The 21,148-nt window shown below is 69.0% G+C and carries 22 protein-coding genes; 14 read left to right on the top strand and 8 right to left on the bottom strand.

What is annotated here, in order from left to right; genetic code table 11:
- Positions 1-18: 18 nt before the first annotated feature.
- The 3 genes from ACQEVO_RS22605 to ACQEVO_RS22595 all read left to right on the top strand — a co-directional run bounded on the left by ACQEVO_RS22605 (position 19) and on the right by ACQEVO_RS22595 (position 2,170).
- A complete protein-coding gene (locus tag ACQEVO_RS22605; RefSeq protein WP_432916471.1) occupies positions 19-354 on the top strand; it encodes a YciI family protein in 336 nt (111 codons plus the stop codon).
- Positions 351-1,568 carry an RNA polymerase sigma factor gene (locus ACQEVO_RS22600; RefSeq protein WP_432922913.1) on the top strand — a complete coding sequence of 406 codons (1,218 nt, stop codon included), beginning with the start codon at positions 351-353 and terminating at the stop codon, positions 1,566-1,568. The genes ACQEVO_RS22605 and ACQEVO_RS22600 overlap by 4 nt, the downstream gene beginning before the upstream one ends.
- Before the next feature lie 110 nt (positions 1,569-1,678).
- Complete coding sequence (locus ACQEVO_RS22595) at positions 1,679-2,170, top strand: SRPBCC family protein (RefSeq protein ID WP_432916468.1); 492 nt, start codon at positions 1,679-1,681, stop codon at positions 2,168-2,170.
- A 12-nt stretch (positions 2,171-2,182) separates the two neighbouring features.
- Here the strand turns inward: ACQEVO_RS22595 and ACQEVO_RS22590 are convergent, their stop codons facing one another.
- Positions 2,183-3,046 (bottom strand): SDR family NAD(P)-dependent oxidoreductase, encoded by an 864-nt coding sequence (locus ACQEVO_RS22590; protein ID WP_432916465.1) that lies wholly within the window; start codon positions 3,044-3,046, stop codon positions 2,183-2,185.
- 224 nt (positions 3,047-3,270) lie between these two features.
- On the opposite strand from ACQEVO_RS22590, the gene ACQEVO_RS22585 reads away from it, so the two are divergent.
- The 3 genes from ACQEVO_RS22585 to dmpG are packed head-to-tail and all read left to right on the top strand — an operon-like array spanning position 3,271 to position 6,124.
- The gene (locus ACQEVO_RS22585) at positions 3,271-4,113 is read left to right on the top strand and encodes a 2-keto-4-pentenoate hydratase (protein WP_432916462.1); all 843 of its coding nucleotides are present in this window, start codon (positions 3,271-3,273) and stop codon (positions 4,111-4,113) included.
- Positions 4,110-5,081: an acetaldehyde dehydrogenase (acetylating) gene (locus ACQEVO_RS22580; RefSeq protein WP_432916460.1), complete on the top strand. Its 972-nt coding sequence runs from the start codon at positions 4,110-4,112 to the stop codon at positions 5,079-5,081. Before ACQEVO_RS22585 ends, ACQEVO_RS22580 begins: the two co-directional genes overlap by 4 nt.
- Positions 5,078-6,124 carry a 4-hydroxy-2-oxovalerate aldolase gene (dmpG, locus tag ACQEVO_RS22575; RefSeq protein WP_432916457.1) on the top strand — a complete coding sequence of 349 codons (1,047 nt, stop codon included), beginning with the start codon at positions 5,078-5,080 and terminating at the stop codon, positions 6,122-6,124. The genes ACQEVO_RS22580 and dmpG overlap by 4 nt, the downstream gene beginning before the upstream one ends.
- A gap of 199 nt (positions 6,125-6,323) precedes the next feature.
- Here dmpG and ACQEVO_RS22570 read toward each other — a convergent pair whose 3' ends face one another.
- A complete protein-coding gene (locus ACQEVO_RS22570; protein WP_432916454.1) occupies positions 6,324-6,902 on the bottom strand; it encodes a TetR/AcrR family transcriptional regulator in 579 nt (192 codons plus the stop codon).
- Between the two features lie 131 nt (positions 6,903-7,033).
- Here ACQEVO_RS22570 and ACQEVO_RS22565 point away from each other — a divergent pair, with 131 nt between their 5' ends.
- The 3 genes from ACQEVO_RS22565 (at position 7,034) to ACQEVO_RS22555 (ending at position 9,455) form a co-directional block, all read left to right on the top strand.
- Positions 7,034-7,357, top strand: a complete 324-nt coding sequence (locus ACQEVO_RS22565) for a hypothetical protein (RefSeq protein WP_432916451.1) — start codon at positions 7,034-7,036, stop codon at positions 7,355-7,357.
- A gap of 2 nt (positions 7,358-7,359) precedes the next feature.
- Positions 7,360-7,503, top strand: a complete 144-nt coding sequence (locus tag ACQEVO_RS22560) for a hypothetical protein (protein WP_432916448.1) — start codon at positions 7,360-7,362, stop codon at positions 7,501-7,503.
- A gap of 152 nt (positions 7,504-7,655) precedes the next feature.
- On the top strand, positions 7,656-9,455 hold the full coding sequence (locus ACQEVO_RS22555) for a hypothetical protein (protein WP_432916445.1): 1,800 nt from the start codon (positions 7,656-7,658) through the stop codon (positions 9,453-9,455).
- Between the two features lie 119 nt (positions 9,456-9,574).
- On the opposite strand, the gene ACQEVO_RS22550 is transcribed toward ACQEVO_RS22555, so the two are convergent.
- Positions 9,575-10,084, bottom strand: a complete 510-nt coding sequence (locus ACQEVO_RS22550) for a GNAT family N-acetyltransferase (RefSeq protein WP_432916443.1) — start codon at positions 10,082-10,084, stop codon at positions 9,575-9,577.
- Positions 10,085-10,147: 63 nt separating this feature from the next.
- On the opposite strand from ACQEVO_RS22550, the gene ACQEVO_RS22545 reads away from it, so the two are divergent.
- A complete protein-coding gene (locus tag ACQEVO_RS22545) occupies positions 10,148-10,753 on the top strand; it encodes a TetR/AcrR family transcriptional regulator (protein WP_432916441.1) in 606 nt (201 codons plus the stop codon).
- 7 nt (positions 10,754-10,760) lie between these two features.
- Here ACQEVO_RS22545 and ACQEVO_RS22540 read toward each other — a convergent pair whose 3' ends face one another.
- Entirely contained in the window at positions 10,761-11,555 is a 795-nt protein-coding gene (locus ACQEVO_RS22540) for a thioesterase family protein (protein WP_432916438.1), read from the bottom strand.
- Between the two features lie 173 nt (positions 11,556-11,728).
- Here ACQEVO_RS22540 and ACQEVO_RS22535 point away from each other — a divergent pair, with 173 nt between their 5' ends.
- Both ACQEVO_RS22535 and ACQEVO_RS22530 read left to right on the top strand, forming a co-directional pair.
- Positions 11,729-12,382 (top strand): GntR family transcriptional regulator, encoded by a 654-nt coding sequence (locus tag ACQEVO_RS22535; RefSeq protein ID WP_432916435.1) that lies wholly within the window; start codon positions 11,729-11,731, stop codon positions 12,380-12,382.
- Entirely contained in the window at positions 12,379-13,578 is a 1,200-nt protein-coding gene (locus ACQEVO_RS22530) for an MFS transporter (protein WP_432916432.1), read from the top strand. The genes ACQEVO_RS22535 and ACQEVO_RS22530 overlap by 4 nt, the downstream gene beginning before the upstream one ends.
- A gap of 226 nt (positions 13,579-13,804) precedes the next feature.
- On the opposite strand, the gene ACQEVO_RS22525 is transcribed toward ACQEVO_RS22530, so the two are convergent.
- The 4 genes from ACQEVO_RS22525 to ACQEVO_RS22510 form a co-directional block, all read right to left on the bottom strand.
- The gene (locus ACQEVO_RS22525) at positions 13,805-15,028 is read right to left on the bottom strand and encodes an NAD(P)/FAD-dependent oxidoreductase (protein WP_432916429.1); all 1,224 of its coding nucleotides are present in this window, start codon (positions 15,026-15,028) and stop codon (positions 13,805-13,807) included.
- A 118-nt stretch (positions 15,029-15,146) separates the two neighbouring features.
- On the bottom strand, positions 15,147-15,632 hold the full coding sequence (locus ACQEVO_RS22520) for an RrF2 family transcriptional regulator (RefSeq protein WP_432916426.1): 486 nt from the start codon (positions 15,630-15,632) through the stop codon (positions 15,147-15,149).
- A 174-nt stretch (positions 15,633-15,806) separates the two neighbouring features.
- Positions 15,807-17,150, bottom strand: coding sequence for an MFS transporter (locus tag ACQEVO_RS22515; protein WP_432916424.1), 1,344 nt, complete (start codon positions 17,148-17,150; stop codon positions 15,807-15,809).
- Positions 17,151-17,337: 187 nt separating this feature from the next.
- Positions 17,338-18,000, bottom strand: a complete 663-nt coding sequence (locus tag ACQEVO_RS22510) for a TetR/AcrR family transcriptional regulator (protein WP_432916421.1) — start codon at positions 17,998-18,000, stop codon at positions 17,338-17,340.
- A gap of 119 nt (positions 18,001-18,119) precedes the next feature.
- Here ACQEVO_RS22510 and ACQEVO_RS22505 point away from each other — a divergent pair, with 119 nt between their 5' ends.
- On the top strand, positions 18,120-19,034 hold the full coding sequence (locus ACQEVO_RS22505) for a shikimate dehydrogenase (protein ID WP_432916418.1): 915 nt from the start codon (positions 18,120-18,122) through the stop codon (positions 19,032-19,034).
- Between the two features lie 10 nt (positions 19,035-19,044).
- Positions 19,045-21,036 (top strand): TIM barrel protein, encoded by a 1,992-nt coding sequence (locus tag ACQEVO_RS22500; protein ID WP_432916416.1) that lies wholly within the window; start codon positions 19,045-19,047, stop codon positions 21,034-21,036.
- Positions 21,037-21,148: the final 112 nt, after the last annotated feature.

Raw genomic sequence — 21,148 nt, 5'->3', positions numbered from 1 at the left:
GTCGGGCATATTGGCGCCATGAAATATGTCCTGCTGATCTGCGACGATGAAACAGCTTCGCCCACCAACGAGGAGATCGCGGCGGACCCGGCGTACCAGGGGTGGGCGGCGGATGTGGACCGGCGGGGAGCCAGGCTCGGCGGGGCGCGGCTGCGTCCGGTCGCGGACGCGACGACTGTCCGTGTGCGTGATGGGGAGACGTTCGTCTCCGACGGTCCGTTCGCGGAGACGAAGGACTTCGTCGGCGGTATCGACATCATCGAATGCGCCGATCTGGACGAAGCGATCGAGATCGCGGCAGGGCATCCCTACGCGCGGCGGGGTTGTGTCGAGGTTCGCCCCGTGTGGGAATAACTGTGCCGGAGCGGGTTCGGGCCGCGGTCGAGGCGGCGTATCGGGACGAGTGGGGTCAGGTGGTCGCCACCCTGATCGGGCTGACCGGTGATTGGGACCTTGCCGAAGACTGTGCGCAGGACGCGTTCGCCGCGGCGCTGGCGACCTGGCCGCGTGACGGCGTCCCGAGCCGGCCGGGCGCCTGGCTGACGACGACTGCGCGCCACCGCGCCACCGATCGGCTGCGCCGCGATACCGCCGGGGCAGCGAAGATGCGTCAACTCGCCGTACTGGCGAGGACGGCCGAGGAGCCTGCCGCCGAAGAGATACCCGACGACAGGCTGCGGCTGATCTTCACCTGCTGTCATCCGGCGCTGCCGTTCCCGGCCAGGGTCGCGCTCACCTTGCGTACGCTGGCGGGCCTGAGTACCGCGGAGATCGCCAAGGCGTTCCTGACCGCCGAGCCGGCGATGGCGCAGCGCCTGGTGCGTGCCAAGCGCAAAATCGTCGAGGCGGGCATCCCGTTCCGGGTCCCACCGGCGAATCAGCTGCCGAAACGATTGTCCGCGGTGCTCGCCGTGCTGTACCTGATCTTCAACGAAGGCTACGACGAGCCGGACGGCCGCCGGGCGCTGACCACTGAGGGAATCCACCTCGCCAGAGTCCTGATGCGCCTGCTGCCGGCCGAACCGGAACCACGCGGCCTGCTGGCATTGATGCTCCTGCTCGAGGCCCGCCGGGCACAGCGAACCGAAGATGGTGTGCTGGTCACACTGGAGAACCAGGACCGCTCCCGCTGGAATGGTGCGCTGATCGCCGAAGGAGTGGCGACGCTCGACGACGCGCTGGCCATGCGGCGCCCCGGGCCGTATCAGGTGCAGGCGGCGATCGCCGCGTGCCACGCCACCGCGCCCGACGCTGCAGCCACGGACTGGCCGCAGATCGCGATCTTGTACGGGGAGCTCGCCCGGTTGGCGCCCTCGCCGGTGGTCGACCTCAATCGCGCCGTGGCGATCGCCATGGCCGACGGTATCCCGGCCGGTCTGGCCCGCGTCGACGAACTCGCCGAATCGGGCAAACTCGCGGGGTACTACCTGCTGCCCGCGACCCGTGCCGATCTGCTCCGCCGGGCCGGTCGCCGCGCCGAAGCCGCAGCCGCGTACGAACAAGCACTGATACTGGCGCCGACCGAGGCCGAACGCCGTTATCTGACCGATCGCCTCGGCAGCCTCTGACCGATCGATCATTTCCGTCGAAAAATTTCCGGAGAAAATCCGGGGCGATGTCGATCCCGGGCGACCTGCTTCGTCGGTGGGGCAACACCACCGGAAAGAGAGGCAAGAAAATGTCGCATACCGAGCAGCTGACCGCCACCCTCAGCGTCGACCACACCCCCGGCGAGGTCTTCGCCGCCGTCACCGACGTGCGCAAATGGTGGAGCGAGAACATCATCGGCGATACCGCCGCAGTGCACGACGAGTTCGTTTTCACCGACGACAGCAAGTACGCGGGTGAGACAGCCCGGGAGGGGAAAGAGGGCATCCGGTACAGCCGGTTCTGTATCACCGAGCTCGTACCGGGCAAGCGGGTCGTCTGGCAGGTGGTGGATTCGTTCCTCACCTTCGTCGAGGACCGGCACGAGTGGACCGGCACCCACGTTGTCTTCGATATCACCGGCACGCCGGAAGGCGCCACCCTCCATTTCACCCACGAGGGCCTGAACTCCGCCGAATCCGAATGCTTCGAGGCGTGCTCCCGTGGCTGGAAGTTCTATATCGAGACCAGCCTGCGGCAACTGATCACAACCGGCACGGGGCAGCCGTTCCCGAAGTACTGATCCGCGAACCACCTATCGGCGGCGGGTGACGGGTCCGGTGACCGAGGCCGGTTCGTCGCGGACCGGGGCGGTGCGTTTCGGATAGACCCCGTGCCCGACCTGCAGATACGACAGCCGATCGGCCGCGCGGGTACTGAACCGCCGGACGAAATCGTAGACGCGGGCGTCCTTGCCGATGACGACCCGGCCTTTGCCCTTCATGGTCGCGTCGACGATCCGGCGGGCGACGTGCTCCGGTTTCCCCGAGAAAGCCTTGGCGACGTTCTCGGGCGCACCCATCTGCTGAGAAACCTTGCGCACCAGGTCGGTCCAGACGGAACCCGGCAGCACCGTGGTCACCGTGACGTTCGAGCGGCCGCGCAGATCCTGCGCCAAGCCGTAGCTGTACAGCGCGAGGGCGGCTTTCGACGCCCCGTACACGGCCGAACCCGGCACCGGGACGATCGCCGACAGGCTCGAGGTGTTCAGGACGACACCCGCGGGCCGCTCCAGCAGATGCGGGAGGAACGCCCGCGTCATCCACACCGCGCCGAAGAAATTCACCTGCATCAGGGTTTCGATCCGGGTGTCCCCGAGGTCGGCGATGGTCTGCAGCTCTTGGGCGATCCCGGCGATATTGAACAGTCCGTCCACCCGGCCGTGGGCGGCGAGGACGGTGGCCGGGAATGCGGCGACGGCGTCGCGGTCGGCGATATCGAGGGTGTGGGCGGTGAATCGGGACGGGTCCGCGACCAGGTCCGCGGTGCCGGCCAGGGCCTTTTCGTCGCGGTCGGCGCCGGCGACGATCGCGCCGCGACCGACCAACTCCCGCGCTACGCAGCGCCCGATTCCGTTTCCGGCTCCGGTGACTACGAAGACATTTCCCGCGACCTGCATACCGATCTCCTGTTCGAACTGCCGTACAGGGCGCTCAACGTATCAGGTGCTGTATCGGACATTCGCCGTCGTGAGTGTGCCGTCGCGCGGTCCGGGGTGCGGATCGCGCGACAGATTGCCCCTGGATCTCCGGGTGGTCCGGTCAGTGGACCATTTCGCTGTTCAGCTGGGGCGAAGCGGTGTGCACTGGTAGCAACCCAACGATGAGGAGAACGGAGGTAGTGGTGGCAACCACTGTCGAGGGCACCAGTGCGTCCGGTGTCGACGAGTCGATCGTCGCCCAGGCCGCGCAGCGTCTGATCACCGCGGCCGAGACCCGGATAACCTGCGCGCCGCTACGGGACGGTCTGATCGGTCCCGACGATGTCGCCACGGCCTACCGGATCCAGGAGCGGTTCAACGCCGCCCGGATCACCGCGGGTGTCACGGTGGTCGGCCGCAAGATCGGCGCCACGTCGCAGGCCGTCCAGCAGCAGCTGGGGGTGGACCAGCCCGATTTCGGGGTGCTCTTCTCCGATATGGCCTATGCCGACGGCGATGTGATCCCGATCGACCGGCTGCTGCAGCCCAAGGCCGAGGCCGAGGTCGCCTTCCTGCTGGGGGCGGATCTTGCCGAGGGACCGCTCGATATCGCCCAGTGCCGCGCGGCCGTCGCCGAGGCCATGGCCGCCCTCGAGATCGTGGACAGCCGGATCACCGACTGGAACATCTCCTTCGCCGACACCGTCGCCGACAATGCCTCGAGCGGGCTGTACGTGCTCGGCAGCGAACGCCGGACCCTCGACGATTTCGAGCCCGTCGAGGTCACCATGAGCATGAGCATCGACGGCGAAGAAGTCTCCACCGGTAACGGCGCCGCCTGCCTCGGCGACCCGCTCAACGCTCTGTCCTGGCTCGCGCAGCAGGCCCGCACCTTCGGGGAGCCGCTGCGCGCCGGCCAGGTGATCCTCTCCGGTGCGCTCGGCCCGATGCGGCCGCTGCACCCCGGCGCCACCGTCACCGCCGCCATCTCCGGCCTCGGGACGGTATCGGCTTCCTTCACCACCGCTTCGGAGGTCTCCCAATGAGTGACAACGGCAAACGCACCAAGGTCGCGATCATCGGGTCGGGCAATATCGGCACCGATCTGATGATCAAGGTCATGCGGCATTCCCGGTTCCTGGAAATGGGCGCGATGGTCGGTATCGACCCCGAATCCGACGGTCTGGCCCGCGCGGCGCGCCTGAAGGTCCCGACCACCCATGAGGGTGTGGAGGGCCTGATCGCGCTACCGAATTTCGACGAGATCGAAATCGTCTTCGACGCCACCTCGGCGAAGGCGCACGAGCAGAACCACGCCCGCCTGGCCCCGCTGGGTAAACGCCTGATCGACCTGACGCCCGCCGCGATCGGCCCGTTCGTGGTGCCGCCGGTGAACCTCGAGGAACACCTCGAGGCGCAGAACGTGAACATGGTGACCTGCGGTGGCCAGGCGACGATCCCGATCGTCGCCGCGGTGTCGCGGGTCGTGCCGGTGCCCTACGCCGAGATCGTGGCGTCCATCGCCTCGAAATCCGCCGGGCCGGGCACCCGCGCCAATATCGACGAATTCACCGAGACCACCGCGCACGCCATCGAAACCGTGGGCGGCGCGGAACGCGGTAAGGCGGTGATCATCCTGAATCCGGCCGAACCGCCGCTGATCATGCGCGATACGGTCTTCTGCCTGGTGAACGCGCCCGACGAGGATTCGCACGAGCAGATCAAGGCCTCGGTCGTGAAAATGGTCGACGATGTGGCGGCCTACGTGCCGGGATACCGGCTCAAGCAGGAAGTGCAGATCGACCCGATCCCGCAGGACCAGCCGGTGCATACGCTGCTGGCGAAGGACAACGCCCTGTTCCCGACCCACCGGGTGTCGGTGTTCCTCGAGGTCGAGGGCGCGGCCCACTATCTGCCCGCCTACGCCGGGAACCTCGACATCATGACCTCGGCCGGACTGCAGGTCGCCGAGCGGATCGCGCAGAACAGCCAGCAGAAGGAGAATGGACGATGAGCTCGACGGAATCGGTGACCTCGGTTTTCGTCCAGGATGTGACCCTGCGCGATGGTATGCACGCCATCCGGCATCGCATCACCCCGGAGAACGTGGGCAAGATCGTGGCCGCGCTCGACGCCGCCGGTGTGGACGCGATCGAGGTCGCGCACGGTGACGGCCTCGCCGGCGGGTCGGTGAACTACGGCCCCGGTTCGCACAGCGACTGGACCTGGCTGGAAGCCGCCGCCGCGAATATCAAGAATGCCCGGCTGACCAGCTTGCTGCTGCCCGGTGTCGGTACCGCCGAGGATCTGCGGCGCGCCTGGGGTCTGGGTGTGCGGTCGGTGCGCGTCGCCACGCATTGCACCGAAGCAGATGTCGCCGCCCAGCACATCGCGACCGCCCGCGAGATCGGGATGGACGTCTCGGGCTTCCTGATGATGAGCCATATGGCCGAACCCGCCGAACTCGCCCAGCAGGCGAAACTCATGGAAAGCTACGGCGCGCACTGCGTGTACGTCACCGATTCCGGTGGCCGCCTCACCATGAACGGTGTGCGCGACCGGATCCTGGCCTACCGCGACGTGCTCGACCCGAAGACCGAACTCGGAATCCACGCACACGAGAATCTTTCGCTGTCCGTGGCGAACTCGGTGGTTGCCGTGGAGAACGGCGTCACCCGGGTCGACGCCTCCCTCGCCGGACACGGTGCGGGCGCGGGCAATACCCCGATCGAGGCGTTCGTCGCCGTCGCCGATGTGCTCGGCTGGAAGCACGGCTGCGATGTCTTCGCCCTCCAGGACGCCGCCGACGATCTGGTCCGGCCCCTGCAGGATCGCCCGGTGCGGGTGGACCGCGAAACCCTCACCCTCGGCTACGCCGGTGTCTACTCCAGTTTCCTGCGGCACGCGGAAGCGGCGAGCGAACGCTACGGGATCGATGTCCGCACCCTGCTCATGGAAGCCGGCCGCCGCCGCCTGGTCGGCGGTCAGGAGGACATGATCGTCGATATCGCGCTCACCATGGTCGCCGAACGGGAAGCCGCACAACAGCCGGCCTGACGGGCTGATCGCAGAGGCGCTCCCGGAGCGAGTGGTATCGACCCTCCGCTCCGGGAGCGTTTTGCGTTCGGCAGCACTTGTGCGCAGTGGTGCGATAGTGCCCGGAGCCGGGTTGTGTTCGGCGCCGTTCTCGAACAGTTGACTGTCTGTCTCGCCCGCGCGGGGCCGATCCGACGAAGTCCGACCGGCCGGGATCGAGCTACCTGTCGCGGTGCCGGGGTGTGCCGTGGGCGATCTCGTGGACGGCCGGGCGCAGGAGTTCGATGATGTGGTCGGGGGAGGCGTCGCGTACGGCGTCCAGGCCGAGTAGGTGGCGGCTGATCACGACGCCGATGGTGACGGCGCCGATCAGGCCCGCGCGCAGGTCCGCGTCGTCCGGGCTCAGGTGCTGGGCCGCCTGTCGCTGGCGTTCGGTCATCGCCGCGCGCACGGTGCCGGCGGTTTCGGTCTGTGTGAGCATGGTGCGGATGGCGGCCAGGGTCGCGGTATCGGGGGTGCCGAGTTTGGCGGCCAGGGCGTCGAGGAGTTGTTCGGCCGCCTGATCCGGGGTGCCGCTGATCGGTGCGTCGGGTTCGGGGACCGAGACGCGCGCGAACAGTTCTTCTTTGGAGCCGAAATATCGCATGACCAGGCTCGGATCGGTCTCTGCCGCGGCGGCGACGGCCCGGATCGTGGTGCGGTCGTAGCCGGATTCGGCGAACAGCAGGGTGGCGGCGCGCAGTATGCGCTCTTGGGTACGGCGACGCTGTTCGGCTCGGGTCGGCTGTTCATCGGGCACCTGACCAGCCTAGGACCGGTCCGTCCGGGTGGTTCCGGGCGCCGGGGAAAAATTCGGACAACGAGTGTTGACCGAAAGTGGTGAGCCTGCTAGTTTCGGACTACAAGCGTTGACTGAAATGGGGTGCTCTGATGTGGCAAACGATTGTTCCGGCTTTTCTCGCGGGGGTGCTGGGCGTGAACGCCTTCCCGCATTTCGCGAAAGGGATGATGGGCGAGGAGTTCCCGAATGTCCTCGGCAACGCGCCGGTGCGTAATGCGCTCGCCGGGGCGTCCGGGCTGATCATGGCCGTACTGCTCGGCTACTGGGCCGACCTCCCGGCGCACTGGTGGCCCGGATTCGCGGCGCTCTGCGCAGGCGGGCTGATCATGACCGTCTTCCACGGTATGCGTGGCGCGTTCCGGTGGAACGAGCGGCTGGGTAAGCCGAATCCGGTTCCGGCCACCGTCCGATGAGCGTGGCTCGGGCACGTGTGATCGTGGCCGGGCCGGAATACGATCGGCTGTACAGCGCGATGGCCGAGATCCTGCCCGCGCTGCGCGATTTCGCCCGCACTGCGGGACGGGTCATTCCGGTGGTCGCGCTCGCTCCGCGCGGCTGAGCGGCGGCGCGCGCCGGAGTCGTTTCCGGTGGCGCGTCCGCGGGGGACGGTAGCGCCCGGCCCGGAAATACGTCGTCAAAGAAGCCCGGCGTACCCGTCAGGGTTCTGTCAGGAGCCGGAAACACCTGTCGTGCGGCGAAAAAACTTGCCGTGTGGGTATTTTCGACTTGGATTTCTCCGGGGCGGATGCCGGAAGTCTTATCGGTGGCGCGGTGGCCGGAGGTTTCCTCGGCCCGCCGGGAGCCTTCCTCGGGGCGATGGCAGGTTCTTTCCTCGGCGCGACCCTGGTCGACGACAAAGATACGGGCGACGCGGTGGAGGAAGCCCTCGTCGCCGGTATCGGCGGCGTGGGCGGTGCCTGGGGTGCGAATCTGGCGGGAAAGCTCGTCAAAGAGGGGGTGGAGAAGGGGCTGGCCAAGGCTGCGGACACCGGAATCGCCGGCGCGGTCAAGCGGCACGTGGACCACAAGGCAGGGCTGGTCCTGGTACACGGCCCCAAACGCGAGGGCGGGGTGCTCGCCGCGTTGGGTGGCGGGTTCGGCGCCTACGCGGTATCGCCGCAGTCCCCGCAGATCGTCTCGATCGATACCACCGATATCGGGAACGGGGGATGTCCCGCGGCGATGTCGAATCTGCAGATGCCCGCCGATCTCACGGGGGCCGGTGCGGTCGGCGAGATGTATCTGAGCCTGCCCGGTTACCTCTGCTCGGTGTGGAAGAGTTTCGGAACCGGCGAGCGAACCGCGCCGCCCGCACCGGAACTGCCGGAGTCCGCGAGCGGCGCGGAAACAGCGGGCGTGCCGGACTACAGCAAGAAAGCACAGCGTCTCAACACTGTCATGGCCGGTTTCGCCGAACTCGACGCCAAGGCCCTGACGCTGATCGCCGCGGGCGCCGATCGGGTCTCCGACGAGGGGCAGCTGGCGGTCGATTCGCTCATCGAGACCGTCAACACGCGCGCCGGCGCCGCCCCGCCTCCCGGAACGCCGGTGCCGATGCATGCGCTCGATGTGCTGAACGAGGCATTCGGGCGCGGCCGGGAAATATTGAGCCAGGCGGTGGCCGCGAACGACCGGATCGCCGGTGATGTCCGGAGTATCACCGCCGAGCTCGACGCTCTCCGGAAACAGTTCGACGAACATATGGCCCAGCATCCGTCCGCGACGGTGCCGTCGCACCCGGGCGGTACGCCGCGCTATCCAGGGGGTGAAGCCCCGCAGTATCCAGATGCCCCGGGCGGGACGTCGCAGTATCCAGGGGGCGAAGCTCCGCAGTATCCGGGGTTACCGGGCGGGACGTCGCAGAATCCGGGCGGCGCGGCTCCGCAGTATCCCCGGGATCCGGGCGCGACATCGCGGTACCCGGAAAGCGGTTCAGTGGTCTCGCGTTACCCCGGCATGTCGCTCGGCGCGCCCGAAAGGTTTCCCGGGGCACGGGTTCCCGGTTCGGCCGCGGAAAACGGCCGGCCGGGAAACGCACCGGACCAGCCGGGTCGGCTCACAACACGCGGTACGGACGGTTCCGCATCACCGGGGTTGTCCACGACACCGTGGACGTCACGCGCCGGGACCTGGCGTAGCGAGAACGGTGCCGCCGATCCGCGACAGTCGGGTCCCGTCGCGGGCCCGGTGGTGCCGCCGCCGGTTTCACCCCGAGCCTCGGTGGCGCCGTCCGTCGACGCGACCTCGGAGGCCGGGATGCGCGGTGCACCCTCGGCGTCCATGGCCGCTGGTGCCACGTCGGCGGCCGGTGTCACGTCGGCGGCAGGGGCTACGTCGGCGGGTGCCGTCCCGGCGGCAGGGCCCATGTCGGCGGGTGCGGTCCCGGCGGCGGCGGCAAACTCGGCCGGTGCCGTCCCGGCGACCACAGTGCCGGGTCGCACGCCGTGGACCGACACTGCCGCCCACTCCGCACGTGCCGTTCGCACCGCGGACCAGGTTGTGCGCGGATGAGCACCCGGGCCCGCTCCCGGATATCCGCGTCCACGGGCGAGACGTACGCCGGCCTCGCGATATCGCGGCACGTCGAGTTGGTATCGCGCGGACCGCTCCGGACGAAGCCTCCCGGGCGCTTACAGGTCCCGCGACCAGTTCTGGCCGACCAGGTCCCGGCCGAAACTGTGGTGCGGAGCTTCGTCGACCAGTTCGAAGCCCTGCGCGAGGTATATCCGCCGGGCCGCGGTGAGAACCGAATTCGTCCACAGGGTGATGCGCCGGTAGCCGGCGTCGCGCGCGAATTCCAGGCAGGTCGTGACCAGTCGCTCACCCAGCCGCTGCCCGCGTGCCTTCGGGTGGACGAGCAGGATGCGCAACTTCGCGGTCTCGGCATCCTCGCGGACACAGAACACGCAGCCGACCCGTTCGCCGTCGAGGTTGGCTATCCAGGCGGCTTCCCGGGCCGGATCGTGTGCTCGCGCATAGTCGGCGGCGATATCGGCGACGAGGGTTTCGAAACTGCTGTCCCAGCCGAATTCCCCGGCGTAGAGCTCGCCGTGCGCCTGGATCACCCAGCCCAGATCGCCGGGTTCGCCGAACTCGCGGATCGTCGCCCGGGGCTGCGCGTCGTCGTAGGCCGCGGTCATGAGGTCCTCCGCATCGGGTAGCCGCAACTGAAACGACTGTTTCAGTGATGTCAGAATGCACAAATGGTGCACTCGAACGCAACTCCGTCGGCGCGGCGGACCGAACTGCTCGAAGCCGCCTACGGCTACGTGCTCGAGCACGGGCTGGCAGAGCTTTCCCTGCGGCCCCTCGCGAAGGCCACGGGGACCAGCCCGCGGGTGCTGCTGTATCTGTTCGGTAGCAAGGACGGGCTCGTCGAAGCCCTGCTGGGCCGGGCTCGCGCGGACGAACTCGCGCTGCTCGCCCGGCTCGGCGAGTTACCGCCGGGTGCGGCGGTGGAGAACCGGTTGCCCCGGGTCGCGGCGCTGTTGTGGACCTGGCTGGCCGATCCCGCTCATCGCGCGCTGCTCGCACTCTGGGTGGAGGGGTACGCCCGGTCGCTGGTCGAACCGGACGGTCCCTGGGCGGGTTTCGCGCAGGCGACGGTCGCGGATTGGCTCGCGCTGCTCGCCGCCGCCCAGCCCGGCCGGATACGGGACACCGAGGCGGGGCTCGCCGAGCGCACCGAGGTGCTGGCCGTGCTCCGGGGCGCTCTGCTGGACCTCCTCGCGACCGGCGACGCCGAACGGGTGGACCGGGCCGTGCGGTCCAGGTTCGGTGTCCCGGCCGAACCCGGCCGGGCGGGGTGATCGACCCCTATCGCGGGCCGATGAACAGGGTCTGGGTGCTGCGGCCCAGCGGGCCTTTTTCGTCGAAGAGTTCGGATTCGGCCAAGCCGATACCGTGCGGCTGGGGATGGGTGACCGCGTCCAGGCAGACCCATTCCCCGGCCGGCTGCCGGTGCAGGGTGACGGTCAGGTCGGTGTTGATGAACAGGTAGCGGTTCCAATCCAGTACGGAGCTGACCCCGTTGCCGGAGTCGGCGGCCGCGAGTGTGCGTTCGAGTGGGCTCGGGGTGGTGCCCGCGACGATCGGATACTTCAGCCGGATCCAGCAGACGGCCGGGCCGGGCTCGGCGAAAGATCCTGCGGCGAAACGGTATTCGATACCGGTGTGGAAGCCGACCGGCTGGGTGGACGGGAACGCTTCCGGTGCCGGCGCCTGTTCGGGGCCGGGCCGCGAACCGGTCGGGAGGAACTGTGCCGGTAGGTCCAGATCGGGGTCGGCGAGTTTGAACCGCCAGGCGTTGGCGCGCATCACCGGGCCGCGCTCGGAGGACAGTGTCGCCTCGATCAGTTCGACACTGCGACCCGGCCGCACCAGCCGGGCCTCCGCGGTGAGCGGGGCCAGCGGAACCGGGCCGAGAATTTCGACGGCGACGCGGCCCACTTGGAAACCCGGCCGCGGTTCACACCGCTCGATCACATGCCCGAGCAATGCGGAGGGCGGTCCGGCGTGCTGGGCGTCGGGTGACCACGGTCCGCGAGTCAGTTCGGTGGAGACGAACCGCTGTGGGTCCGCGGGGTCGGGCAGGTAGAAGGCCTCGTGCACGTCGTTGTCCGTTCTTTGCTCGGCGATCGCCGCTGGTCGTACCGGCGCTGACGTTACCGAGTGCCTCTCGTGGTGGTTCGGCCGATCCTGTGGTGGCGGAGGCCTGAACTTGGTGTTGTGAGTTGGGGTACATGCTTGCATACAAGCTTGTATCTATCAGCTAGTGTGGCTGCGTGCCGACTGTTTCCAGCCCCTCCGAGCCCCCCGCGAGTGCCGCCGATCGGGCCTACCGGCTCACCAAGGAGCTGGTGCTCTCCGGCGAACTCCCGGGCGGCCACCTGTTCAGCGAGACCGAGATCGCCGGCCGGCTCGGGCTGAGCCGTACCCCGGTGCGCGAGGCATTTGTCCGGTTGCAGGCCGAGGAATTGCTGACGCTGGTACCGAAGCGTGGCGCCATCGTGGCGCCCGTCCCGCCGGGGGAGGCCGAGGATGTGCTCGACGCCCGGGAGGCGGTGGAGAGCGCCGCGGTGCGGCGGCTGCTGCGCGCCCCGGATCGGGTGCCGCCGGCTGTCGAAAAACTGCGGGCCGCGCTCGAGGTGCAGCGCGAACGGGCCGAGAGCGGCGACCTCCATGCCTTCGCGGAGGCCGACGAACGGTTCCACCGCACCCTGGTCGAGGCCGGCGGGAACGCCTTGCTGATCCGGTTCTACACCGGGCTGGCCGATCGGCAGCGCCGGATGAACGTGGCCGCGCTGGGGCCGGTACCCGACCACATCCCGGTGGTGCTGCGCGAGCACGGCGAGCTGATCGAGATCATCGAAGCGGGCGACGCCGCCGCGTTCACCACCGCCCTGCGCGCCCACCTCGACGGGACGCACCGGCGATGACCGGCCGTTCCGCGCAGGCCGCGCTTGCCGCGATCTTCGTCTCCGCGTGGGGAGGTAACCAGTTCACGCCGCTGCTGGTGATGTACCGGGACGCCGGCTATTCGGCGCTGACCGTGAACGCGCTGCTCGGCGCCTACGTGCTCGGACTCGTTCCCGGACTGCTGGTAACCGGCGGGCTGTCCGAGCGGTTCGGCCGGCGCCCGGTCGCGCTCGCCGGGGTACTGGCGTCGCTGACAGCGAGCCTGCTGCTGGCCGCCGGGGCGACCGGAGTGGGCTGGATCGCCGTGGGCCGTTTGATCACCGGGTGCGGGGTCGCGGTGGCGATGGCGGTCGGCACCACCTGGGTCACCGAACTGTGCGACCGCGCCGGCGCGGCGCCCGGAACGGGTGCCCGTCGCGCCGCGCTATGGCTCACCGCCGGTTTCGCGCTGGGCGCGGCCGTGGCCGGTGGCCTCGCGCAATGGGGGCCGGCGCCCATGGTTACGCCTTATCTCGTGCACGCACTGCTCGCGCTCGCGGTCCTGCCGTTGGTGTTCCGGGTGCCGGAAACCGGAGTGCCGGGGACGCCGGCCCGCGGTCAGTTCGCTGGTCTGCGTCATCCCCGTTTCCGTCGGGTGATCATGCCGATGGCCCCGTGGATCTTCGGCTCGGCGGCGGTGGCCTACGCGATCATGCCGCAACTCGTCGGCGACCGGGTCGGGCGGTGGAGCCTGCTGTATTCCACCACTTTGACGGTCGGCACCCTGGTCGCCGGCACCCTGGTGCAACCGCTGGCGAAACGGCTCGACCGCACGACCAGCGCCCGCGCGGTGCTCGTCTCGATGACCCTGCTGCCGCTGGGTCTGCTGATCAGCACGTTTGCCGCGATCGTCCGATCACCCGCGCTGGCGCTGACCGCGGCGCTCGCGCTGGGCTGCGCGTACGGGATCGCGCTGGTCTCGGGCCTGCTGGAGGTACAGCGCCTCGCGGCGCCACACGAACTCGCCGCGCTCACCGGCGCCTACTACGCGCTCGCCTATCTGGGCTTCCTGCTGCCGTCGCTGCTGAGCCTGCTCGGTCCGGTAGCGGATTACCCCGTCCTGCTCGGTGTGCTGGTGCTGGTCGCGCTGTCGGGTTCCGCGGTCATCCTGCGGTATTCGCGGGCTCATCTGCCCGCGGGCGAGGTCGCGGAGAAGCAACTGGTCGGCGCGCGATAACCGGCACCACCGCGACCCTCTTCGACGGGCCCGGCGCTCGGCCGAACTGTGCCGCGGGCCGAGTGCAGCGGTAAGAGCCCGAACGTACGACACAACGGCCGACCGGTGAACAGGTCTTTCTGCTGTGCCGGCGAGACCCGACCGGCGTGCGGGGTCACGGAGTCCGGCGTTCAGGTGGGCCTGCGCGCCGGCGACCGGAGTGGGCTCCTCGACCGGCGCCGGTCGCTTATACCCGGCGAGGTTCGGTGATCTGGCGGACCGAGAACCGGTAGTCGGCCTGGCGCAGGAGTTCGTCCGGATCGTCGGTGGGCGGGTAGATCCACAGTTCGTTGACCTTGCGTTTGCGGTCCTTCGCGACCGCCCCGGTCGCCACCACCCGGCGATCCCATCCGTTGGTGAACACCGCACCGTGGGAACCGAGGTCGAGGCAGGTGACGTAGGGGGCCGCCGTGAACGGGGCGGCGGGCAGCCCGAGCAGATCGGCGGCGGCATTGTGGCCCGCGAATTTGCCCAGTTGCAGGGCGTGCTGACAGCACTGCATCACCTGGTGTCCCGGTTCGGCGGCCGCGGCGGCGGTATCTCCGGCCGCGTAGACCCCCGGCACACCGGTAACCGCCAGGTTCTCGTCGACCGCCAACCGGCCCAGCCGGTCGTGGGTGCCGGGGATTGCGGCGGTGAGTGCGCCGGCCCGCACTCCCGCCGTCCAGATCGCGGTGCGGGTGGTGAGGTGCGTGCCGTCGGACAATACGACCCGATCCGGTTCCACCGCCGCCACACTCACGCCGAGCCGGGATTCCACGCCGAGCGCAGCCAGGGCGTCGGCGATCTCCGCACGTGGCCCGGGCCCGAGTTCCGGGCCGAGAGCGTCTGCCCGCTCCACCAGGACGACCCGCACCCGTTCGCCGGGCGCCCGGGTCGCGGCGAGCGCGCCGAGCCGGTCCGCGAGTTCGGTGGCGATCTCCAGGCCGGTGAACCCCGCGCCGGCGACGACGGCGGTGAACCGGCCGTCGCCGGGCGGCAGGTCGGGTAGCCGGTTGAGATGGGCGTCCAACGCTGTGGCGGCGGGGAGTGTGTCCACATCGAACAGCAGCTCGGCGCCGGGCAGTTCCGGCCGGACGAGTTCGCTTCCGGTGGCGAGAATCAGGCGGTCGTAGTCGATCTCATCGGTTCGGCCGTCGCTGCCGACAGCGGTGACCGTCCGCGCGGTGGTATCGATCCCGGTCGCTGCGGCCGCGACCCGGCGCACGCCCACAGGTCCGAGGATCCGGTCCAGCGCGACCCGCATCCGGTCGGGTCCGGCCTCGTACAGGCGGGGACGGATAACCAGATCGTCGCCGGGGGAGACCAGGGTGACCGGCAGCTCACGACCCGCCGCGCGAGCCAGGCGCACCGCACCGGCCGCGCTCCACACGCCGGCGAAACCGCCGCCCACCACAACTATTCCGGACACACTCGTCTCCTCGCCGGTTGGAAGTTTCGAACAGTTCCCGGGGCGATCGCGCAGCCGTCCGGGTGATCGGGTACGCCGCGCCGGGACCCGGGCAGAGCTCCCGCACAGTTCCGGTCCATCAGCCGCTCCTGCCCGCGTTCGCGATCTCGCGCCGGGTGCGTTCCGCCGAGCCTGCCGGTGCCGCGGCGGCGAGATCGGCGATGGTCTGCGCCGCGAGTTCACGCCGCCAGGCCAGTTCCGCGCGGCGCATGGCCAGCGCGATACCGCACTGATGGGTGAAATCCGTGGTGGCGGTGCGACCGCTGTGCCCGCGCTGCCGGATCTCGGTGCAGCGGAACGGGTCGGTGCCGCCTTCGATCGCGGTCACGATATCGAGCAGGGTGATCTTCTCCGGCGGTCGAGCCAGGCCGAACCCGCCCCGCACCCCGGGCGTCGAGGTGAGGATCCCGGCGCGGACGAGGGCTTGTAGCCGCTTTTTCAGGTACTCCACGGGCAGGTCGAACCACGCGGCGAGCCGGCCGATCGAGACCGGCCACTGCTCCTCGGCCCAGGCCAGGGTGACACAGCAGTGCAGGCTCCACTCGACGCCTTCACCCATTTTCATAACAGGGATATTAGATATCCCCTTTTGCGGAAGCAAGTGGGAGGGCGACAGTGTCGGGAAGGGGAGTCCCGGCCGCTGCGTCGAATTCTGTCGGCTCGATAACGCAGCAGCCCCGGCACCCGTGTAAGAGTGCCGGGGCTGCTGCGCGGCGCGGGCAGGGCGGGCGCCGGTTCGTCAGCGCAGCGCGGGTTTGCCGAGTTCGGTCAGCGGCACCCGATAGGTCTCCCGCGCCGTGAACGCCGCCACCGCGCAGACCACACAGCACACCGCGACCAGTACGGCCACCGGCAGCCAGTTGGTGCGGCTGTCCCCGACCAGTGTCCAGGCGATGGTGGGCGCGAACCCGGCCGCGGCGAAACCGAGCTGGGTGCCGATGGCGATACCGGAGAAGCGCACCTTGGTGCTGAACATCTCGGCGTAGAAGGCCGGCCAGATGGCGTTGGGGGCGCTGTAGGCGACGCCGATGAACACCAGTGCGGCCAGGAAGATCAGCGCCACATTCCCCGACATGACGGCGTGGAAGTAAACGAAGACCATGACGGCGCAGCCGAGGACTCCGGTGATGAACACCGGCTTCCGGCCCACCCGGTCCGCCAGTATCGCCAGTGCCGGCTGCATCAGCAGGGCGAGCGCGTTCGCCGAGACCGCGACCAGCAGCATGGTGGTTTTGCTGATCCCGACCTCGTCGCTGGTTGCGAAGGCCAGGCCGAACACCGCGAACACGGTGCTCACCACGGCGATGAACGCGCAGCACACCACCCGCAGCACATCGGCGGCTTGGTTGCGGAACAGCTCCACGACGGGGAACTTCGCGATTTTCTGCCCCTGCTGTTCTTCCTGGAACACCTCGGGCTCTTCGAGTTTGCGGCGTGCCACATAGGCGACCACCACGACCAGCAGGCTGAACCAGAACGGCACTCGCCAGCCCCACGACAGCAGCGCCGATTCCGGCAGGGTCGCGACGGCGAGGAAGACGACGGTGGCGATGATGAAACCGGCCTGCGTGCCGGTGAGCGTCCAGCTGGTGAAGAAGGCGCGCCGGCCCATGGGTGCGTGTTCGAGGGTCAGCGAGCCGGCGCCGCTCTGCTCACCCGCGGCGGAGATGCCCTGCACCACCCGCAGCAGCACCAGCAGGATCGGCGCCGCGACCCCGATCGCGTCGTAGGTCGGCAGGCAGCCGATCAGGAATGTTGACGTACCCATGAGCACCAGGGTCAGCAGCATCACGCGTTTGCGGCCCACCCGGTCGCCGAAGTGGCCGAGCAGGACGGCGCCGACCGGCCGCGCGATATAGGCGACGCCGAAGGTGGCCAGGGACAGCAGGGTGGCCGTGGCCGGGTCGGAATCGGCGAAGAACACCTTGCCGAACACCAGGGCCGCCGCCGACGCGTAGATGTAGAAGTCGTAGTACTCGAGCATGCTGCCGAGGAAGCTGGCGACAGCGGCCCGTTTGACCTTTGCGGTGGCGGCCGGGCGCTGCGCGCCGGATCCGGGCACGTCTAGAGTGCTGGCGGTCATGGGGTTCTCCTGAATGTGACATCTCGGCGCGCAATGTTCGCATGATGAACGCTTGTGCGTATCGCGCCCTGGTTAGGTCAATGTAACGGGGCTCACGGCGCGTGGCAACCATTATTAACCAAATAGTTCATTAGATGCGAGACCGCCGTCCCCGATGCGTGCTCGCCGGCGCGGGTTTCTTGCCGGGTCAGGCCGCGGGGCGCTCCAGGAAGGCGACGACCATATCGGCCAGGATCCGCCGCTGGTGGTCGCGGGTGGCCGGGTCGGTCAGGTCGCGGCCGAACAAGGCCTGCCAGGTATGCCGGTTGGCCACCCGGAACACGCAGAAACTGCTGATGATCATGTGGACGTCGAGGGCGTCGACATCGGTGCGGAACAGTCCGCTGTCCTGGCCCTCGGCGAGGATTGCCGACAGCAGGTCGGCGGCCGGCGCACCGAGTCGCATGAGCACGTCGGATTTGCGGATGTGCTCGCCGTGCAGGAGATTCTCGTTGGCCACCAGGCGGATGAAATCCGGATGCTGTTCGTGGTGATCGAAGGTGAGTTCGGCGAGCGCGCGAATCGCTTCGACCGGGTCGCGACCGGTGAGGTCGAGTTCGGCCTCGAGTGCGCGGATCGCGCCGTAGGCGCGTTCGAGGACGGCGCGGTACAGGCCTTCCTTGTCGCCGAAGTAGTAGTAGATCATCCGCTTGGTGGTGTGCGTTCGTTCGGCGATCACGTCCACCCGGGCGCCCGCGTAGCCGTTGTCCGAGAATTCCCCCGTCGCGACCTCCAGGATGTTCTCCTTGGTGCGGTCGCTGTTGCGCCTGCGTTTGACGGGTTTTTCCAGGCTGGTGTCGTTCGCGGGCATGGGGCAACTGTAGTCGGCGGCCGACCGGCGGCCGGTGCGGAGACTTGACCGCGGCGGCGAGATGAGCGTTAATTAACTCACTAGTTCGTACATTAGCTATCCGAGGCCAGGAGGTCGACGTGACCGATTCCGTGCTGTGCGGCCTGATCGGGACCGGCGTGCTGCCGTCCCTCACGCCGCCCCTCCACGAGGAGGAAGGCCGGCGGCAAGGTCTGCGGTACCTCTACCGGATCATCGATCTCGACGCGCTCGGGCTCACCGTCGCCGATCTGCCCAGGCTGGTGCGTAGCGCCCGCGACCTGGGTTTTCGCGGACTCAATATCACCCACCCGTGCAAGCAGGCCGTTATCGACTGCCTCGACGAGCTGACACCGGACGCCGCCCGGCTCGGCGCGGTGAACACGGTGGTCTTCGACGACGGCCGGGCGGTCGGCCACAACACGGACTGGTCGGGCTTCGGCCGGGCCTTCGATCGCGAACTGGCCGATGCCCCGGTGCGCTCGGTGGTGCAGATCGGTGCCGGTGGCGCCGGTGCCGCGGTTGCCTACGCCCTGCTCAGCCGGGGTGTAGGCCATCTCGCCCTGGTCGACGCCGACGCCGTCCGCGCCCAGCGGCTCGCCCGCACGCTGGTGACCGTGTTCCCGGGAGCGGTGATCGACAGCCGGCCACTCGCGACCCTCGAGGCCGCATTGGCCGGCGCCGACGGTCTGGTCCATGCCACACCGATGGGGATGGCGGAGCACCCGGGCTCGGCCGTTCCCGCGGCGGCCCTGCGACCGGATCTGTGGGTGGCCGAGGTTGTCTACCGGCCGCTGCGTACCGAGCTGGTGCGGGCTGCCGAGGCGGCGGGGGCCCGCACGCTGAACGGTGGCGGCATGGCCGTCTATCAGGCGGTCGAGGCATATCGGCTGTTCACCGGGGTAGAACCGGACGCAGACCGGATGCGCGCGCATCTGCTGTCGCTGTGCGCCGCCGAAGAATCCGATACCGCGGCCTTCGCTTCGTCCTCCGCCGACCGTACGTACCGGCTTTGAAGGAGCTTCCATGAACGGGACAGGTGCTCATATCACGCAGCTCGGCCCGCGCCGGACCACCGGCCGGGTGCGGACCTCGGTGGCGACCGTATCGCTGAGCGGGTCGCTGGAGGAGAAACTGCCCGCGATCGCCGCGGCCGGTTTCGACGGTTTCGAAATCTTCGAACCCGATTTCGTGAGCTCCACGCTCGCCCCGGCTCAGCTGCGGCAGCGGGCCGCCGACCTGGGCCTCTCCATCGACCTGTACCAGCCGTTCCGGGATCTGGATTCGGCCGACGAGCAGCAGTTCCAGCGCAACCTCGACCGCGCGGAACGTAAATTCGACCTGATGCAGACGCTGGGCTGCGACACCATGCTGGTCTGCTCCTCACCCCTGCCCAGCGCGGTCCACGACGATGCGCGGTTGGCCGAGCAGCTCGCGACCCTGGCCGAACGCGCGGGGCAGCGCGGGCTGCGTATCGCCTACGAGGCGCTGGCGTGGGGCGCGCATGTGAACACCTACCGGCACGCCTGGCGGATCGTCGAATACGTCGATCATCCGGCGCTGGGCACCTGCCTGGACAGTTTCCACATCCTGTCCCGCGGCGACGATCCCAGCGGTATCCGCGAGATCCCCGGCGACAAGATCTTCTTCCTGCAACTGGCCGACGCCCCCGGGCTGTCGCTGGACGTGCTGTCCTGGAGCCGGCATCACCGGAACTTCCCCGGGCAGGGCAATTTCGACCTCGCCGCCTTCGGCGCGCACGTCCAGGCCGCCGGGTACACCGGGCCTTGGTCGCTCGAGGTGTTCAACGACGTCTTCCGGCAGTCCGCGACCGGCCGCACCGCCGCGGACGCCTACCGCTCGCTGCTGCATCTGCAGGAAGAGGTGGCGCGCGTGCAGGCCGCCGAACCGCAGGCCCGCGGGCTCGAGTTGTTCGAGCCGCCCCCGCCCGCGCCCATCGAAGGGGTGGTATCGCTGCGCCTCGCGGCCGGTCCGGGTATGGCCGACGAGTTGCAGACCGTGTTGAAACACACCGGCTTCCATCTGCTCGGCCGGCATCGCGATCACGACCTGCAGCTCTGGCGGCACGGCCCGCTCACCCTCGCGGTCGATGCGACCCCCGGCACGGTATGGACCGCGCCGGGTATCCCCGCGGATCTGCCCGTCCTCTCCCAGATCGGGATTCGCTCCGACGATCCGGAAGCGTGGGCCCGCCGCGCCCGCGCCTTGGCGGTCCCCACCCGCGAGGTCCGGTTGCCCGGCGCCGAGGACGGCCCGGAGTCGGATGTGGTGCGACTCGAGATCACCGACGCCACCTGGGTCGATATTCGCGGCCCGGGCAGCGCCGCCGGCTGGCTGTCGGCGTTCGACACCTACCCCCGCTACGAACAGCAGTGGCGCCGGGAGCGCCCGCAGTTCACCGGTGTCGATCACATCGCGCTGGCGGTGCCGGCCGACAGCTGGGACGGCACCATGCTGCTGTTGCGTTCGGTGTTCGGTATGCAGCCGCACGAAGGGGTCGATGTCGCCGACGCCATGGGATTGATCCGGACGCAGGCACTCACCTGGACCGGCCCCGGCGGTGCCGCGGCCGAGCATCCGGTGCGGATCCTGCTGAACATGGTGCCCGGCAGTATTTCCGGGACAGCCCATTTGCCGGCCCCGCGGCGCGGCGGTATCAGCCATATCGCGTTCTCGTGCACCGATATCTTCGCGACGGTCGCGGATTTCCGCGCCAGAGGGTATGTGCCGCTGCCGATTCCGGGGAACTACTACGAGGATCTGGGGGCTCGCTTCCCGCTCACGCCCGAACTGCTGGACCGGATGCGGTCCGCGGGCATCCTGTACGACGCGAACGCCGACGGCGAGTTCTTCCACTTCTTCACCCGCACCGTCGGCGCCGACCTCTTCTTCGAAGTGGTACAGCGCATAGGCGGATACCAGGGCTACGGCGAGAACAATGCCGCAGTCCGGCTGGCGGCACAGATGACAGCGGACGCGCTCCGCGCAGCGAGCTAGCCGCTGCTCCGGCGTCACGTGACAGCCGGATCGACGGGTGCTCAGACACGTTCGCCCGCAGCCGATCGGGCTGCGGGCGACCATGTATCCGGCGCCGTGTGGGCCGGAGATC

Origin of the sequence: Nocardia sp. CA-290969 (genome assembly GCF_050936135.1) — a bacterium.
In the GTDB taxonomy this organism is placed as follows: domain Bacteria; phylum Actinomycetota; class Actinomycetes; order Mycobacteriales; family Mycobacteriaceae; genus Nocardia.
The sequence above is the reverse complement of the archived record's forward strand: the minus strand, read 5'-3'. Positions and strand labels throughout refer to the sequence as shown.